Annotated in this window: 18 protein-coding genes and 1 riboswitch; of the genes, 3 read left to right on the top strand and 15 right to left on the bottom strand. The window is 45.9% G+C overall.

Going from position 1 to position 17,581, the window contains the following annotated elements; all coding sequences use genetic code 11:
* Positions 1–15: 15 nt before the first annotated feature.
* Complete coding sequence (nuoB, locus tag ABIO93_RS12105) at positions 16–540, bottom strand: NADH-quinone oxidoreductase subunit NuoB (protein WP_348067894.1); 525 nt, start codon at positions 538–540, stop codon at positions 16–18.
* 135 nt (positions 541–675) lie between these two features.
* On the opposite strand from nuoB, the gene ABIO93_RS12110 reads away from it, so the two are divergent.
* Complete coding sequence (locus ABIO93_RS12110; protein ID WP_348067896.1) at positions 676–1,419, top strand: hypothetical protein; 744 nt, start codon at positions 676–678, stop codon at positions 1,417–1,419.
* A 6-nt stretch (positions 1,420–1,425) separates the two neighbouring features.
* Here the strand turns inward: ABIO93_RS12110 and ABIO93_RS12115 are convergent, their stop codons facing one another.
* On the bottom strand, positions 1,426–1,755 hold the full coding sequence (locus tag ABIO93_RS12115; protein ID WP_348067898.1) for a helix-turn-helix transcriptional regulator: 330 nt from the start codon (positions 1,753–1,755) through the stop codon (positions 1,426–1,428).
* Between the two features lie 348 nt (positions 1,756–2,103).
* Between ABIO93_RS12115 and ABIO93_RS12120 the strand changes: the two genes are divergently transcribed.
* Positions 2,104–2,544, top strand: a complete 441-nt coding sequence (locus ABIO93_RS12120; RefSeq protein ID WP_348067900.1) for a hypothetical protein — start codon at positions 2,104–2,106, stop codon at positions 2,542–2,544.
* An 18-nt stretch (positions 2,545–2,562) separates the two neighbouring features.
* Here ABIO93_RS12120 and ndhC read toward each other — a convergent pair whose 3' ends face one another.
* The 11 genes from ndhC to thiS form a co-directional block, all read right to left on the bottom strand.
* Positions 2,563–3,039 (bottom strand): NADH-quinone oxidoreductase subunit A, encoded by a 477-nt coding sequence (gene ndhC / locus ABIO93_RS12125; RefSeq protein ID WP_348067902.1) that lies wholly within the window; start codon positions 3,037–3,039, stop codon positions 2,563–2,565.
* 91 nt (positions 3,040–3,130) lie between these two features.
* On the bottom strand, positions 3,131–4,012 hold the full coding sequence (locus tag ABIO93_RS12130) for a sulfite exporter TauE/SafE family protein (RefSeq protein WP_348067904.1): 882 nt from the start codon (positions 4,010–4,012) through the stop codon (positions 3,131–3,133).
* Positions 4,013–4,124: 112 nt separating this feature from the next.
* Positions 4,125–5,264 carry an ATP-binding protein gene (locus ABIO93_RS12135; RefSeq protein ID WP_348067906.1) on the bottom strand — a complete coding sequence of 380 codons (1,140 nt, stop codon included), beginning with the start codon at positions 5,262–5,264 and terminating at the stop codon, positions 4,125–4,127.
* 111 nt (positions 5,265–5,375) lie between these two features.
* A complete protein-coding gene (locus tag ABIO93_RS12140; protein WP_348067908.1) occupies positions 5,376–6,317 on the bottom strand; it encodes a nitrilase family protein in 942 nt (313 codons plus the stop codon).
* A gap of 120 nt (positions 6,318–6,437) precedes the next feature.
* Entirely contained in the window at positions 6,438–7,241 is an 804-nt protein-coding gene (locus ABIO93_RS12145; protein ID WP_348067910.1) for a helix-turn-helix transcriptional regulator, read from the bottom strand.
* 22 nt (positions 7,242–7,263) lie between these two features.
* Positions 7,264–8,304, bottom strand: coding sequence for a HesA/MoeB/ThiF family protein (locus ABIO93_RS12150; RefSeq protein ID WP_348067912.1), 1,041 nt, complete (start codon positions 8,302–8,304; stop codon positions 7,264–7,266).
* A 39-nt stretch (positions 8,305–8,343) separates the two neighbouring features.
* On the bottom strand, positions 8,344–9,453 hold the full coding sequence (thiH, locus tag ABIO93_RS12155; protein ID WP_348067914.1) for a 2-iminoacetate synthase ThiH: 1,110 nt from the start codon (positions 9,451–9,453) through the stop codon (positions 8,344–8,346).
* Positions 9,443–10,210 (bottom strand): thiazole synthase, encoded by a 768-nt coding sequence (locus ABIO93_RS12160; protein ID WP_348067916.1) that lies wholly within the window; start codon positions 10,208–10,210, stop codon positions 9,443–9,445. Before ABIO93_RS12160 ends, thiH begins: the two co-directional genes overlap by 11 nt.
* Complete coding sequence (locus tag ABIO93_RS12165; RefSeq protein WP_348067918.1) at positions 10,204–11,640, bottom strand: thiamine phosphate synthase; 1,437 nt, start codon at positions 11,638–11,640, stop codon at positions 10,204–10,206. Before ABIO93_RS12165 ends, ABIO93_RS12160 begins: the two co-directional genes overlap by 7 nt.
* A 2-nt stretch (positions 11,641–11,642) precedes the next feature.
* Positions 11,643–13,526, bottom strand: coding sequence for a phosphomethylpyrimidine synthase ThiC (thiC, locus tag ABIO93_RS12170; RefSeq protein ID WP_348067920.1), 1,884 nt, complete (start codon positions 13,524–13,526; stop codon positions 11,643–11,645).
* A 38-nt stretch (positions 13,527–13,564) separates the two neighbouring features.
* Positions 13,565–13,771 carry a sulfur carrier protein ThiS gene (thiS, locus tag ABIO93_RS12175; RefSeq protein WP_348067922.1) on the bottom strand — a complete coding sequence of 69 codons (207 nt, stop codon included), beginning with the start codon at positions 13,769–13,771 and terminating at the stop codon, positions 13,565–13,567.
* A 68-nt stretch (positions 13,772–13,839) separates the two neighbouring features.
* A riboswitch (TPP riboswitch) is annotated at positions 13,840–13,935 on the bottom strand.
* Positions 13,936–14,076: 141 nt separating this feature from the next.
* Between thiS and ABIO93_RS12180 the strand changes: the two genes are divergently transcribed.
* A complete protein-coding gene (locus tag ABIO93_RS12180; protein ID WP_348068080.1) occupies positions 14,077–14,580 on the top strand; it encodes an N-acetyltransferase family protein in 504 nt (167 codons plus the stop codon).
* Positions 14,581–15,420: 840 nt separating this feature from the next.
* Here the strand turns inward: ABIO93_RS12180 and ABIO93_RS12185 are convergent.
* Positions 15,421–16,527, bottom strand: coding sequence for a bile acid:sodium symporter family protein (locus ABIO93_RS12185; protein WP_348067924.1), 1,107 nt, complete (start codon positions 16,525–16,527; stop codon positions 15,421–15,423).
* A 99-nt stretch (positions 16,528–16,626) separates the two neighbouring features.
* Positions 16,627–17,559 carry an RraA family protein gene (locus ABIO93_RS12190; protein WP_348067926.1) on the bottom strand — a complete coding sequence of 311 codons (933 nt, stop codon included), beginning with the start codon at positions 17,557–17,559 and terminating at the stop codon, positions 16,627–16,629.
* Positions 17,560–17,581 lie beyond the last annotated feature (22 nt).

Here is a 17,581-nt window from a genome sequence, read left to right on the forward strand (position 1 = left end):
GAGGTTACATTAATGTTAAGTAGTGGCGATTTCGGCAGCTTCCATTTCCAGGAACAATTCGGGTGCCAGAGGATGTTCACCCCTGATCTTCTCCTGCAACTTCATAAAACCACCGATCAGGGCTTCCGGGCGCGGAGGACAACCAGGAACGTATACATCCACCGGTATAATTCTGTCCACACCTTTCACCACATGGTAGCCATGTTCCCAGTATGGCCCTCCACAGTTTGAGCAACTTCCCATGGAGATAACATAGCGTGGCTCAGGCATTTGTTCGTATAATCTGCGTATCCGGTCAGCCATTTTGAATGTAACGGTACCCGCCACAATCATCACGTCCGATTGCCTCGGAGACGGTCGCGGAAATATACCGAAACGTTCCAGATCATAGTTAGACGCATAGGACGCCATCATTTCAATCGCACAGCATGCCAACCCAAAGCCCATAGGCCACAATGACGACAGCCGTGCCCAGTTCATCAGGTCTTCTGCGCTGGTTAGTATGATACCACCGTCACCGGTTTTGATTCGCTCACTCATTCGTTATTGCAGGGGAATTTTCAGTGGTACGGATATTGCTTAACATACCTCTGAACTGTATGTACAAAAGTAACCATAATTAGCAAGAAACTGTCCCGGGAGGCGTTACAAACCAAACACATTAACCATAACTATATGAGAAACAAAATACTTTCAGCCGTAATATTAGCGGTAAACTTCATCACCTGCGCACAAGCTCAGACAGACTCAACCGCAAGAATGTTTAAGAGCGGAATGGCCATTTATGCAGAATTCGGGCTACTTCCCAATAATAAGGATATCCGTGACCAACTTTCCAGGCTGAACATCAAGCCATTTACTTCTTTTATGGGGTCTATTGTTCTGGCGAAAAGAATGGAATCAGAGCGGTGGTTTTCGGAAGGCAGGCTCATTCTCATGAACAGCACCAACTATACCAAGGACAAGGATGATAAGAAGGCATACCTCAACGGAATTGGAATAGGAACCGATGGCGGGCCGAAACTCGTCAATACCACGCGTTGGAATGTGCTGATACCGATTGGGGCAGACCTGATGTTGTACCGTTTAAAAATCAAAAACAACAGTTCGGCAACCATTTCGCAGGTAGTTCAAAATCCGTCATCTTTTCAGCCTGTCAAGCTTTTTACAGGTAATATCAATCTCCACGCTGGTGTTGGAGCGGATTACAAAATGAATGTCATGCCCAAATTTTACGACAAAGTTTATCTAAGCGGGAAAGCGACCTATCATTTGCCAATACTAGGTAAAAGGAAATGGAAAGGTGAAGACGTCACGATCAGTGACCTGTCGTCGCTTAAACTGAACCAGATCTATTTGCAGCTGGGGTTGGTTTTCTTTCCAAAACCCGGCATGAAAAAGTGGGGTAAAATGCATTGATCTCGTTTATCGAGTGCTCTCCTTTTCCAGCAGCAAAGCACGGAGGCGATTTTCTAATATCTTAATGTAAGTGTCCTTATCTGCTTCGGTACGTTGTAAGACAGGCGGAGTTATTGGAGTCTCAGAATGGCTCATTTGCTGTTCTGAGATCAACTCGTCTACTGTTATTTCCAGGATTTTCGCGAATTTTTTCAGCTGTTCAATGGAAGGGTTCGTTTTGCCTCTTTCAATGTCAGAGTAGTTAGGCTGGGACATCCCGCAATGGATGGCCATAAATGCCTGTGTCAATCTTTTCTCTTCCCTTCTGGCGAGCAGGTTGCTTGCAAAAATGTTCATGATAGTGTGTTATGAATTTGTGTGACAATCAATACCGCACGCAAAGTCTATATTTTTTGAACATCGGTCAAGCTAATCCTGAAATTATAAGGCTAGACTATCATTTTATAAGGAATGGTTATGATGTTATAAGCAAGTCGACTTGTTTATAAGTTTGTCATCAGGGCATTTTTGCAAAACATCCGACTACCACAAAATATCGGAGGTAGGGAGGGATTGTAACATGCTATAACATTGAAAAAAATATGGCAAATGGAACGACTACTATGCATTTGGCCAGTACAATCCGAACGGGAATAACTATAATGGAAATCTACATGTAATTAGCGGGATCAGACCGTAATTAATATGAAAAATTTAGCTGAGCCACTGATCATACTTGTATCCATACTACTAGCAGCAGGTCGTTGCGAACCACCGGACGGTTGGTTTTATAGCGGTCCGATGAGGCCATATTTGGCAGGGAAGTGGAGACTGGAACAGGTCGTTACACCGACAGATACTTTAATTGGCTCGCAAATCGGCTATAATGAGGTTTTGAGCTATACCCATGACTCTAAAATAGGACTCGATAGTATTTTCAGGAATGATACGCTTTTTGCAGTTCATGTCAGGCTTCAAAATATGAATCCCGTTTTAAACAACGATAGTATGAACGTACTGATCTACTATGAGGGAGGCTTGCAGCGGTTTCAAAAAGTTATTCTAAATGACTATGTGACGAAGCTCGAAGCCTCAGCTTACCTAAAAGAGGTTGGAAGTGAGGCGGATTCTGTAAAATATATTTAAGGGAGATTCTAACAAAGCTTACTCCGCCTTTTTGGCGTATTTCGCATTCACCTTTTGGTACAAATCAGCGGGTACCGGAGATTGAATGTGCGGTACCTGCGGTTTTGGCCGTACCCAGTCGAGGTAACCTTTTGCCCAGGCGTAGGCGAGCCCGAAGATGAGTATGCCAATGAAGACGGTCATTTCCGCCATTGCAAACCAGCCCCATTGTCCGTTCGTCTGGCGAATCAGTTCTTCATTGCCGAATACTACTGACCAGGGGAATAAAAACAACAGCTCGACTTCGAACAGCACGAAAATCAATGCAATGACGTAAAACCGGACATTGAACTGAATGTTAGCGTTTCCCATCGGATCTTCCCCAGATTCGTAAGTAGTCAGTTTTTCTTCATTGGGACGGCTGGGACGAAGCACTTTGGCGATCGTTAACATTACTCCCAGCAGGGCGAGTCCGGCGATGATGAACAGTAATATGTAACCAAAATCGGTGAGCATGATCAGAAACTTGTTTCTGCAAAACTACTGATTTTGCGTAAACACAATCCTAACAGGAATAAAAAGAAGAGAATTGGCAGCGCAGGAATGTTTAAATGCTCAGGTAAATGGTACGGACACTTAGCGCGATGACCAGGCAGCCAACGATCAGCATCAATGGCTTGCGGTTGATTTTTCCAACTAGCATTGCGCCAAATGGAGCAGCGATAACCCCACCTACGATCAGGCCTAATACAACCTGCCAGTTGTTAATGCCGTTAAAAAGAAGAAAGGTAATCCCACTGGCAAAGGCAATAACAAACTCTGCAGCATTCACTGACCCGATGGTATATCTCGGATCGCGACCCTGTCCGAGTAATGTAGAAGTAACGATCGGTCCCCAGCCACCGCCGCCAATCGAGTCCAGAAAACCACCGGTTGCCGCCAGTACACCGATCCGTTTCGTCTTGTTTTTGACCAATGTTTTTTTCAATGCCTTCCTGATGATAATTACACCGAGAATAAGCATGTAAAATGCGATGTAGGGTTTGATCATGTTGCTATCAATGATGTCAGAAAGCAAGTATGCGCCCACTACCGCACCGGCAACGCCAGGTATCAGCAAACTTTTGAATAACTTTTTGTTGATGTTTTTAAACCGGAAATGCGAGATTGCCGATGCACCCGTTGTGAACATTTCGGCGAAGTGAACGCTTGCGCTACTTACTGCCGGTGTAACGCCGAGGCTTAGCAAAAAGGAATTGGAAGTAACCCCATAAGCCATTCCCAAAGCTCCATCCACCAGCTGTGCGCCGAGGCCGACAAGCAGGTATAAGAAAAAATCTCCTGTTAGAAATGTAGTAACCTCCTGGCTATCAATATGAATTGTTCCATTCGACAAAAGAATCCCAAACAGCAAAATCAGGATTGTGGCAGGCACAATGTACCAGGCTCGAGAAGAGGGAAGTTTGAGTGAAAGAACTTTTGCAAGCATTGCATTATTGATTTTGGAATAATAATCTGACGACAGTTTACAAAAGTACACAAACTATTTAATCTACCAAATTGATAGATTATTAAATTTTACTTAAAATTTTGTGTACGATTTATATCTCGCCACTTACAAAATCAATGTAGTTTTCCTGTGTGATCCAGCTTGTTTTTGCTTCGGGGTATCCTTCCACAAAAGCTTTGGGGAATTTGACCTTATCATTGCTCCATTTAAACTCGTAGCCGCTCAGTTGTTCGTTTTCAACTTCCAGCCAGTCCAATTCCTGCTGGTCATATGTTCGCCAGAAGTAGGTGAGTGGGTTTGTTCTGGTGTAGGAATTGCATTTCGCTCTTTCGGCAGCAAGATAATTTTCCCACAATGAACCAATATCCTGCCTCTGAGGTACAGGCAGGAAGTTATTGATCAAAGCATTTCTAATCCCATTGTCGAAGAAATACCATTTCGAGGATTTGGTCACCTCTTTTCTCAGATTCCTACTAAACCCACCGATGCGGAAAATGATGAAAACTTTGGAAAACAAGTCAAGATACCGCTCCACCGTATTTCTGTCGATTTGAAGTGATTTTGATAATTCGTCATACGAAACCTCCTGGCCGGTTTGATAAGCTACCAATTGCAACAACTGTAACATTTTGTGTGAGTAGCGAACCTGTTCAAACATCAGTATATCTTTCAGCAGATAGGCACTTACTAAACTTTTCAAATACTCAATTTTGTCGTCTGCATTTGCCATCTGGAGTACGTCCGGATAGCTGCCAAAAACTAATCTGTCATTGAGCCGTTGTTTCGTTTCCAAATAGTTTTCATGTTTTGAAAGTTCGATTTGGGCCAATGGAAATAATTGGTAGCTGATTTGCCTTCCCACCAGCGGTTCACCGGTTTTGTTGGATAATTCGAAAGCGGAGGAGCCGCTGGCAAGAATCGTCAACGTGGGAAATGAATCAATTAGCAATTTAAGTGATTTACCAATTTCAGGGACCATTTGCGCTTCATCCACAATCAAAAGATCTATATTGGAAACCCAGCGTTGGAAAGAAGCAACTCTCCGATCCGACAAAAGCGATACGGTATCCAGATCCTCACCATTGAGAAACATTGATTTCCCTGTGAATTCAGCCTGTATCGTTTTGATCAGATGTGTTTTACCCACTCTTCTTGCCCCTGCCAAAATCAAAACTTTGTTTGATTTCAAGTTATCTTTCACAGCTGAATAAATGTATCGGGAGAACTCCATAGCTAAATTCGTTGATTCTATTCAACAAATTTAGCTAAATTTATTGAGTTAATTCAACCAATTTAGCTAAATTCATTGAATGGACTCAACGAATTTAGGTTTTTAGCACCTTTACAACCAAACAACCCGCTGCTCCGAAACATGTTCCTTTCCAATAATAGTCCCGTATAACCCGGGCCTGCGGGCCTGGATGTAGCGGTAACCACCGGCTTGTTGAAGTTTTTCAGGAGTGAACGTGGCTATGGCAATGTCATTGTCCAGCTCCCGGCATTCTGCGATAATGTCTCCAAAAGGGTCGAGGATCATGGAGCAGCCGTTTTTCAATTGATCATCATCCATGCCAATCGGGTTGGAGAAAACCGCATACACAGAATTGTCATAAGCCCGGGCAGGCAACCATTTCATCAGCCACGCGCGACCTTTCAAACCATCAAATTCCTGGCGGAGCGAAGTAGGATCGGCGGCACGGTTATGCCATAGTGCGGGATCTACGAAACCCGCGCCCGGCCGCGTGGAAGGTGTACACATGGTTACGTGAGGCATAAAAATAATGTCGGCGCCAAGCAGTTTGGTCGCGCGCACATTCTCGATGATATTGTTATCGTAGCAGATCAGAATGCCGCATTTCCAGCCGTATAGGTCAAAAGTGACGTATTCATTGCCCGGCGTAAGGTGTGGATTAATGAACGGATGCAGCTTGCGGTACTTGGCTATCAGTCCGGTTTTGTCAACACAGACGTAAGCCTTATACAATTTGTCGTTTGCGTCTTTTTCAAACAGTCCTGCGAGAATGGCGATGTCATGTTTTGTGGCGATCTTTTGAAGTTTCTGAATGCTCGGTCCGTCAGGAATGAACTCTGCAATGTCAAGCATTTGCTCCTTTGAAAGGTTTCGGGCGAATGTGTATCCGGTAATCGAGCATTCGTGAAATGCAATCGCTTGCGCGCCTTTCAATGCAGCCTCTCCGGCTAGCTGATCAATAATTTGTAGGTTGTAAGCTTTGTCTCCGCTCCGGTTTTCGAACTGGGCAGTTGCAATTTTGATGTTTTCCATAGCTTTGTTTTTGTCCTTTGTTAGGTCAAAATTAGGCGGATGCAACCCATTGCTATTGTACAAACCCGACAAAATGCGGGCAGCTGATTACTTCGGTAATCTAAGTTGAAAGAACTCGAACTATGGTAACCGTATCAGATTAGCAGCGAGAAGGTTACCGCCATTCATATACTGGCCTGGCGTCAAGCCTGAAAGGTTTTTCAACTCCCGGTTAAGATGGGCAGGATCGTAAAATCCGCTTTCGTAAAGCACATCGGTGAGCGTCGTTTCCAAAGACCTGTTGCGAAGTAATTTTAGAAAATACTGAATCCGCGCAATGCCCGAGTACCTCTTGGGCGTAATGCCTATATGCTCCTCAAAAGCCCTTTGAAGCTGTCTATCATGCACATTCAATGCAGAGGCGAGGTGGGTAACCGTGATACCGCCATGGCATTGGTCAATCAAATGTACTGCGTTGGTCGCCAACACATTGCTTGTAACCGGCTGACGTAATGCCGACAGCAGAGCATTTTCAATGATCCTGATTTTGTCCAGCATATGTGGAGCATTATCCAGTTGATCTAAAACCGTTTCCGTTCTTAGAAATGGAAATGTGATCGTGTCAATAATTTGGTTTTTGAGCTGGAAAGCGGGTATTCGAAGTAATGCAGATGCTCCGTACGGGTGGAGAACTGCAATTAATAGTTTGATTTTCCCGGAGGCAATCACATTTTGAAATATGTCAAGCTGGCCGTAAATAAAGCTTTGCGGTAATGCTTCATGGCTTGGAGCATTGCATTCATGCCGGTAAAGTGAATCCCCGCCATTGAAAACCATTCCTGTATTTCCATCCGAAAAGATGCGCAACATCAGGCTGCTGTCATTTTCCAGGATCAGAAAATGTTTGACAATTCCGGAAAGGCCAGGGGACGGTTTTACTTGCATAACCCTTATTTAAACTTAAAACTTACCAGTGTTGCGCCCAAAAACTACGTCCATTGAAGCCACTTTGCAAAAGTAATTTTGCAGCCTGCATGCTTCTTTTTCCACTTTGACAATAGAATACAATGATCTTGTCTTTGGGGAAAGTGGCAATGCTTTCGGGAATTTCGGAAAGCGGAATGTTGATGCCACCGAAATTATCTGCTTCAAACTCATTGTCTTCCCGAACATCAATCAGGTGAATTTGCTCAGGGAAAGTTTGCTGAATATTTTCAAATTCTTCGTAAGAAATCTCCTCTAATTCCTGAACGGCAGGTTGCTCTTTTTTTAGTTCCGGCTTTGGAGCTACCGCAGTTGCATGTGAAAACTGAAAGACCGAGGTTGCATTGGTCAATGCATTGATCACCATTAACTTACCAGAAAGCGTCTCGCCGATCTCGCAAATAATCTTGATCGCCTCATTCGTCATATAAGTGCCCACGATTCCGGGCAGTATCCCTATCACTCCGGCCTCAGCGCAGTTATCACCCTCTTCCGCATCAGGAAAAAGACTCCGGTAGTCAGGTCCTCCATTGTAATTAAATACCGAAACCTGGCCTTCAAAACGCAATATGGAGCCGAATACCAACGGTTTGTTTAATGTCACACAAAAATCACTGACCAGGTAGCGTGTCGGGAAGTTGTCGGATCCGTCGATCACCAAATCGTATGCTGAAATTATTTCGGAAGCATTGCTTTCACTAAGTCTTATCGGGTATGGAACAATACTGATGAAAGGATTCAGCAGCGAAAGCTTTTCAGCAGCGGTAACAGCCTTGTTTTTACCAATATCATTGTGGTTGTACAGGATCTGACGATGCAGATTAGTAACATCCACGGTATCATCATCCACAATTCCGATGTGGCCAACTCCCGCCGCGGCCAGGTATTGCAGCACCGGACAGCCCAGCCCGCCCGCGCCGATCACCAGCACTTTGGCAGCCTTCAATTTCTCCTGACCGAGCAAACCGACCTCGGGAAGCAGGATTTGCCGGCTGTATCGTTTGCGTTCCTGTGGCTCCAACATGGTTTTGAAATATCTGTTAGCGAATCTATCAATTTCTTTTCAAACAAAAACATTGTCCCAATCTTTCCAGACCGGTTCGTAACCGCCCGCTCTGATCATGTCGGCAATTTGGGCCGGACTGCGGTCATCCGAAATCTCAAATTGTTCCAATGAACCAGGTTCTACCGCATAGCCGCCGGGATTTGTTTTGGAACCCGCACTGATCGAAGTCACGCCCAGCTGAATGCAATGGTTGCGGAATTTTTCAGATTCCCGTGTCGACAGTGAAATCTCAACTTCCTCATTCATAATCCTGTAGGCGCATATCAGTTGCACGAGTTCCTTATCCGTCATTTCTACCTTCGGTTCCAGTCCGCCGGAAAACGGTCTGAGCCTTGGGAATGATAAACTGTAACGCGTTTGCCAGTAGGTTCGTTCGAGATAATTTAAATGTAAAGCCGTGAAAAAGCTGTCGGTACGCCAGTCTTCCAATCCGATCAGTACGCCGAGGCCCATTTTGTAAATTCCCGCACGACCCAGCCGGTCCGGGGTTTCCAGCCGATAATTGAAATTCGACTTTTTGCCTTTTGGATGATGTTTTCGATAGTCTTCCTGGTGGTAAGTTTCCTGGTAGATCAATACCGAATGTAAGCCCAGCGGAATAAGTTGCTCATATTCATCCTGGTCCAATGGCTGCACTTCCATCGAAACCTGAGCAAAATGCGGCCGGATCAGATCCAATGCTTTTTTGAAATAATCGACATGGACAGTCTGGTTTGCTTCGCCGGTAACCAACAGAACATGCTCGTAGCCAAGGCTTTTAATGACTTCCACCTCCTTCAAAATCTCGTCCGCATTCAATGTCCGCCGTCGCACTTTGTTATCCAGACTGAACCCGCAGTAGGTGCAAATATTGGTACATTCATTCGAGAGATACAGCGGAATGTACATCTGGATGGTTTTGCCAAACCTCTTTTGCGTGAGCTCGCGGCTTAGCCTGGCCATCGGTTCCAGATATCGTGCCGCCGCTGGAGATATTAGCGCTTTGAAATCGTCCAAAGTCCTTTTGGAGGCGTGCAGCGCGGTTTCGACGTCGGTTTCGGTTTTGGAATAAATACTATCCTTCACCTCATTCCAGTCATGGCGTTCAAATTGTTCTCTAAAACTCATCTAAAAAGGCAGTTAAAGGGCTGGTAGCGGCGGCAAAGTTTCCTTTGTTCCCTAATCGGGCTTCGAAGGCCATTCGCCCGGCTTGTACGGCCAGTTTAAATGCAGCGGCCATCGTCACAGGATCACCGGCGACTGCAATGGCCGTGTTTACCAGTACCGCATCCGCACCGATCTCCATGGCCAGTGCAGCATCAGAAGGTGAGCCGATTCCCGCATCTACGACCACCGGTACCTTGCTTTGCTCGATGATAATTTCCAGAAAATCAATGGTTTTTAATCCCTTATTACTTCCAATAGGCGATCCCAATGGCATTACCGCAGCGGCACCTGCATTTTCCAGATGCTTGCACAGTACCGGGTCGGCGTGAATGTAAGGCAGGATCACGAAACCTAGTTTGGCCAGTTCCTCAGTGGCTTTCAGCGTTTCAATGGCGTCGGGCATGAGGTACTTGGGGTCAGGATGAATTTCCAGTTTGAGCCAGTTGCTTTCCAAAGCTTCCCGCGCGAGTTGCGCCGCGAATACGGCTTCTTTTGCATTCCTAACGCCCGAAGTATTGGGTAGCAAATGAATATGTGCATGTTTCAAATGCGTCAGAATGTCGTCTTGCGTATTGTTCATGTCCACGCGGCGCAATGCCACGGTGACCAGCTCGGAGCCGGAAGCTAGTAACGCTTCTTCCATCATTTCCGAGGAACTGAACTTGCCAGTACCTGTAAATAACCGGGACTGAAATTCTTTGTCTGCAATTTTCAGCATAATGTTGTCTTGATTTTACTAACAGTTTCTTGGATATCAGCAGCTTGTAACAAAGCCGACGACATCGCTATTCCATGCAGGCCTGTGTTTTTCAAAGCGGCAATGTCATCTGGTAAAATACCTCCAATCGCTATAATTGGAATGTAATGACCCGCTTTTGCAAGCCTGTCCATTAGTTTTTGATACCCTTCCAAACCCAGTATCGGGCTAAGGTTCTGCTTGGTAGTAGTGAACCGGTATGGGCCGAGACCTACGTAATCCGCGCCTTCATTAATTCTCAAAACAATGTCCTCATAGGTATTGGCAGTTCCTCCTATGATCATTTCGCTGCCCACGATTTCCCTGGCTTGCGGTATCTTCATGTCCGACAACCCCAGATGCAATCCGTATGCACGCACTTCTTTTGCTATCATTGGAAAATCATTGATGATCAGTTTGGCGTTGTATCTATCACAAAATATTTTAGCTTTCATAGCCAGTGGCAGCACATCTTCCTGCGGCTGGTCTTTCACCCGCAATTGTATCCATTTACAGCCCCCGTCGAGCGCTTTTTGAATGCTTTTCAAGTGGGTGCGACCGGTTGTCTTGCTGGATATGAAGTGGAGCTTCGCTATTTTTTGAGTGATTCGGCTTGGGCTAAAGCCCTGTCCATGGGCTGGGACTTGGTCGAGAACCCCAGGTTGAAACCTGGGGTTGATGGCTGGCGCACCGGTGCAATTTGGTTCATCATAGGTATCATCCTGTTCCGGGCCTCGGGCGAAGATTCCGATATGTCTCTCTCCAGCCCCAGGTTTCAACCTGGGGACAAGGTGATGGCATAGCCTCCGGAAGTTCATGATAGCATCTTCCGGCTGTTCCCAAAGTGACCCAAGTATGGCGGCCCCGTCAAAGTTCATTGCCTGAATGTCTTTCAGATTAGAAGCTCCGATGCCTCCGAGGGCGATCAAACTGACTGGTTTTTTGATTAGTCTGAAATTGCCCTTCACTACACCGTGATACCCTTTTTTTGAAATGCTATCAAATACAGGTCCGAAAAAGGCATAGGAAAAGCAAGTTGGCAGCGTGTCATGTTGTTCAACTTGGTGGATTGAGGTACTCAGTGTGATACCTTTTTTTCGCATCTCCTGAAAAGCCTCCCACGATGTAGCAGCCCGCTCTTTTTCTGTGAAATGCAGCCTGAAAATACCAAATTCCTCCGCGAGGCAGTGGTGCTGATGCAAAGCAATGCGACCGAGGTACTTTTGGTTTATTTCGCTAAGCAGCACTTTTACTTGCTCCCTGGTACTGTCCGGCTTCCGCAAATGCAGAACCTGCAAGCCATTTTCAAATAGCTTATTGATCAGGCCAGCTTCATCCCGCAATGACCCCGGGGTTCCACCGGGGGTTCCACCGGGGGTTCCACCCGGGTGCGATATCACAATCAATTTCATAGCTATAAATAAATTTCACTACCCTTACTCGCAAACTCTCTCGACTTCGCCAGCATACCTTCTGAAATGGCTTCTTCCTCTCCAAAACCATTCGATTCAGCATACTCCCGTACGTCCTGTGTGATTTTCATCGAGCAGAAATTCGGGCCGCACATCGAACAGAAATGGGCGATTTTAGCTCCTTCCGCCGGTAATGTCTCGTCGTGGAATTCTTTGGCAGTATCCGGGTCAAGCGACAAATTGAACTGGTCTTCCCAGCGGAATTCAAAGCGGGCTTTACTCAATGCATTGTCGCGGTACTGGGCACCGGGGTGGCCTTTGGCAAGGTCTGCGGCGTGGGCGGCGATCTTGTAAGTGATCACGCCGTCCTTTACATCTTTTTTGTTTGGTAAACCCAAATGCTCCTTCGGTGTGACGTAACACAGCATCGCAGTACCGAACCAGCCGATCATGGCCGCACCAATGGCCGAGGTAATGTGGTCATAACCAGGCGCAATGTCGGTGGTTAATGGGCCTAATGTGTAAAATGGGGCTTCCTGGCAATGTTCCAGCTGCTTTTCCATATTCTCCTTGATCAGGTGCATCGGCACGTGGCCGGGACCTTCGATAATGGTCTGAATGTCGTGTTTCCAGGCGATTTTGGTCAGTTCTCCTAACGTTTCCAGCTCTGCAAATTGGGCGGCATCATTGGCATCCGCGATACTGCCCGGGCGCAGGCCATCGCCCAGTGAAAATGCCACATCATAGGCTTTCATGATCTCGCAAATGTCTTCAAAATGCGTGTAAAGGAAGTTTTCCTTGTGATGCGCGAGACACCATTTGGCCATAATAGAGCCACCCCGCGACACGATTCCGGTAATGCGTTTGGCAGTAAGCGGAATGTAGCGCAGCAATACCCCGGCATGGATCGTAAAGTAGTCGACTCCTTGCTCGGCCTGCTCGATCAATGTATCGCGAAAGAGCTCCCAGGTCAGGTCTTCGGCTTTACCATTTACTTTCTCCAATGCCTGGTAAATAGGCACAGTACCGATTGGAACGGGAGAATTTCGGATGATCCATTCGCGGGTTTCATGGATGTTTTTACCGGTCGAAAGGTCCATAATGGTATCTGCACCCCAGCGACATGCCCACACGGCTTTTTCAACTTCCTCTTCAATGGACGAAGACACAGCCGAGTTCCCAATGTTAGCATTAATTTTCACCAGAAAATTTCTTCCGATGATCATCGGTTCGCTTTCGGGGTGATTGATATTATTGGGTATCACAGCTCTGCCGGATGCTACTTCCTGTCTTACAAATTCCGCAGTAATGTGCCCTTTCGGCGTATTGGCACCAAAGCTATGCCCCGCGTGCTGGTGGCCGAGTGTACCAGCCTTACCATTCAATTCTTTCAGTTGCTGATCAATGCGCTGATTTTCGCGGATCGCGATGTATTCCATTTCCGCGGTAATGATCCCTTTTTTGGCGTAATGTAGTTGCGAAACATTCTGGCCTGGCAATGCTCGGAGCGGCTTGCTGATATGGACGAAACGCAAATGATCGAGCGTAGCATCGGTTAGCCGCTGCTGTCCATAGGCAGAAGAAATACCAGGCAATTCTTCCACATCCTGCCGGTCGCGAATCCACTTAGCTCTCAATGCAGGCAGTCCTTTCTTTACATCAATGTCAATGTTTGGGTCGGTGAAAGGGCCGCTGGTATCGTACACTGTGACAGGCGCGTTTTTCTCTGCTGCACCGAGCCGTCCATGCTGGCGGGTGTCGGTAAGCAAAATTTCACGCATCGCCACGGAAATGTCATGAATCTGACCTTTCACATAAATCTTTCTGGAATTGGGGAAAGGGGTGCGGGTGATCGCTCCGGCCTCGGGTGTTTTTTCAGTTTTCATAAAAAATGATGAGTAATTGAATGGATGAATAGACAGGATCAGCCGCCTTGGGTGGCTTTGATCAGCATAACCTGATCATTGGAATGAAGCAGACGGGTTGCCCATTCGGATCCAGGAATAACAGATTGATTAATAGCGACCGCGATCCCTTTGACCTGAGGCCCGGGAAATAAAGAAGACAGGAGAAGCTGAACTGAAAACTGTTCAGGGATTTCTTTGGATTGACCGTTAATGATGATTTCCATTCCGAATTTTGTTTTGTAATAAAACTTCAGGAATGGACCTTTTTGGAAAGATACATTGAGATACAATAGTAGTATCTCTTACTTTTCCCTTCGGCAGTACTAACTGCATCAGGTTCAAAGGGTATTATCTCAGTCCGCATGTCGGGACACCCCTAAAGTCAGGACAAAGCTATTCTAAAATCGCGATTTTCAAAAAAAAACGCTGAAAACGTTGCGCTAATGGTTGATCTTACATTCAATTTTTTAAAATTATCGGGTAACTTTAAGCCCAATATTTCAACCTGACAACGACCCTATTTATTTTGATGGATCTTATTATCAGAAGCGCAGCTCCCAAGGATCTGCCTTCCCTGTTAGAAATTATCAACCACGCTATACTCAACACCACAGCTATTTACGATTATGAGCCGCGAACAATGGAGCAACAAAAAGCCTGGTTTGAACAGATGTTCAATGACGGTATGCCTGTGATCGTGGCGGAAGTGGAAGGAGAAGTGATCGGATACGGTTCCTATAATATTTTCCGGCCTAAGATCGGGTACAAATTCAGTGTAGAACATTCCATTTATCTTGATGAAAAATCACGGGGAATGGGTGTGGGAGGGAAGTTACTGGGAAGCCTCATCCAGCGCGCACGCGAATCCGGCCTGCATACCATGATCGCCGGCATCGACGCTGCCAACCGCGGCAGCATCGAATTTCACAAAAAATATGGCTTTGTAGAAAAAGGCTACCTGAAAGAGGTAGGCTATAAATTTGACCAGTGGTTGGATTTGGTTTTTATGCAGCTGTTGCTGGAAGAGGATTGAAAAACGTTGACCGTAGTCTCTGACAACAGTCGGGTGAAAACCGGTCTCTGACCGGTTTGTGATACGTTAACGGTCGGAGACCGTAGACACTCGGACGTAGTCAGAGACTATGCCCAACTTTCAATGCGCTCGCCCGGTCTCTACATAAGTCTCTTTATCATCCGTAGGCTTACTCCGTTTGAAAACTCATTTTAACCCCTGGATAGGTAAAGCAAAGAAATCAATCGTTTTGGACTGTTATTGTGCAGTGTAACTTTATTATTATCATTTAGTTACCTCACATTTGAAATTATTGTCTAAAATGAATGGTTGGAAAATGGCTTTCTTCGGGACACTGACGATTTCGATAATTATATTGACCTTGGTGGGCTATATAATTGTCGTTCAATCTTTAACGATTGCTCATGATAATCATAGCTATTACGAATTAAAAAAGGACATAACGATACTGTCGAAGATTATTAGTGACAGCAATGTACAAAAGAGGCGTATTATCGAGATGTTAGTTAAAAATAAATTGATTGACGACGAAAATATTTCGGGAGATACGCTATTCCTGAATCAAAGCTTGTTGATATTTAGAAACGAGCAGCTGTTAAAAATAACGGTGCATTACGATTAACTTGCCAATTCTCAACGCCAAGTTGCTCTCAACTTGGCGACTTTTAAAACAGTCTAATGGGCAAGCCGGTTTCCGTATAGATTGCGTTGATCGTGGTCTTCGATTGTCTGATGCCTTGTTACCATTGAGTTTTTGGTTCTGACGGATAGTGAATGCTCATTTGGGGCCCGGTCGGAGACCGTAGACACTCGGACGTAGTCGGAGACTACGCCCAACTTTCAATGCGCCCGCCCCGTTTCCACATACGTCTCCTCATCGCCGGTAGGCTTACCCTGCCACCACGAGGCCAGAATCGATCCTGTAATATTCATAAGCGGCCCGAAAATCGCGGGGGCTAACCCGACAGTGGCCATTTTACCCATTTCTTTGGCGATACCGGAAGCTAGGCCTCCATTTTGCATCCCTACTTCGATAGCGATAGTCCGGCAGTCCCGCTCAGTCATTTTGAACAACCTGCCCGACCAGTAACCCAGCGTATATCCCGAAAGATTGTGGATCAGTACGATTAAAAGTAATGTAGGTCCGATGGTAAGCAAACTATCACGACCGGCGGCGGTAATGATCACAATGATAAACGCGATACCAGCCATTGAGACCAGCGGCATGGCGTCGTCGAGCCATTTGGCTTTGCCACTGAAAAATCTATTAAACAACAGACCTGCGCCGATTGGAATAATCACCATTTTAATGATATCCCACATCATGTGCAATGTGTCAATTTGTACAAATGCACCTGCCAACAGGCTCATCAGCAACGGTGTAACGATCGGAGCAAGCATTGTCGAGACCGCTGTAATGGTGATCGACAATGCGAGGTTTGCTTTGGCCAGATAGGAAATTACGTTAGAAGCCATACCATTGGGCGAGCAACCGATCAGGATAATTCCTGCTGCAATTTCAGGAGGAAAACCACTGAGACTGGCAAGTGTATAACCAATGGTAGGCATAATAATAAAGTGGCTAACCACGCCGATCAGCACCCCTTTTGGCATTTTCACCACACCAACAAAATCTCCGAAACTCATCGAAGTTCCCATCCCGAACATGATGATCTGGATCAGCGGGGTGATCAATATGGCCAGTTTAAAATCGCCAACGGTCTGGAAATGCTGCGGGTAGTACAATGCGGTAGTCACTGCCGCGAAAATAACCGTGGTATATGTAAAACCTTTCAGCTTTTCATAACCTCTGAAACTGATGGCCAATGCCAGAAAAAAACCGATAAAGAATGGACCTGCCTGCGCCAGATTACCACTCAATGCAAAATATAACGCTACCAGGAGGCATAATGCGGCGACACCAGAGAGGAGCTTGTAAATGTTCATATAATTGTATTTATAATACTATTCAAAAAAAGGGGAAAGAAAATTCCTGCTGAATGATCATACAGGAACTCTGTCATTTGGTTTAGGGGAACTACCTGGTTACCAGGTTCTTTTCTTCATATATTCGTCCAGTTCGGCGCGCTTCATCGGGATTTCCTTCGGATTTCCGTCGAGCCATTTCAGGAATGCTTCTTTCAGCTGATCCGTCCATTGGTTATCGATCTGGCCTGGCGTGAATTTGCCTTCTCTTAGCATTTGCAAGGCAAATTTGTCCCTTAATGTGAGGAATTCGGCGGTCAGGATCACTTTTTCGGCCATGTGCGCAGGGATGAAAATCACACCTTCTTTTTTGGCCAAAACCACATCACCAGGCAACACAATAGCGCGGCCAATGCGGATAGGCGTGTTGATGCCCGTCAGGAAAACATCTTTCAGGAAAGACGGATCAAAATCTCTTACAAAAGCATTGAAACCCTCAATTTTGGAAAGCCCCTCCAAGTCCCTAACAGCAGCGTCAAACACGACTCCATTCCCTGATTTGGCAAAAATAGAGGTTCCTAAATTATCTCCGATCAATGTTCCGCTGGCGATTTTCCCAAAGCCATCGGCCACGTAAACATCACCTTTGGAAAGCATATCAATCGGCCAGGAGTTGGTGTTTCCCAATCTGCCATTTTTGTTTCCACGGTCTTTCACCAACTTTTCGACATCCGGGCGGGAAGGCATAAACTGAGCTGTTAATGCACGTCCTGCGATCACAATGTCATCTTTCAGGATTTTCCAATTTCCGTCGAACTGGCAGTTGTAGCCTTCATTTTGCAATACCACCCACGCTTCTTCAATCGAAATATTTTTTGCGCGTGCAATGAGTGCGTCGGGTACTTTGGGGCGGCCGTCCGGGAAGCGTTCACCTTTCCATTCGGAGGTCAAGAAGATCAATTCTTCCTTGGGCATGGTCTGCGATCTGGCGGTACTTGGAGCGCCCAGGGCTAGGGCAGCGATGGCGATGAGGCCAAGAAACTGTACTCTCATAAACTCAGGATAAATTTAGCGG

It is taken from the genome of Dyadobacter sp. (assembly GCF_039919315.1).
GTDB lineage: Bacteria > Bacteroidota > Bacteroidia > Cytophagales > Spirosomataceae > Dyadobacter.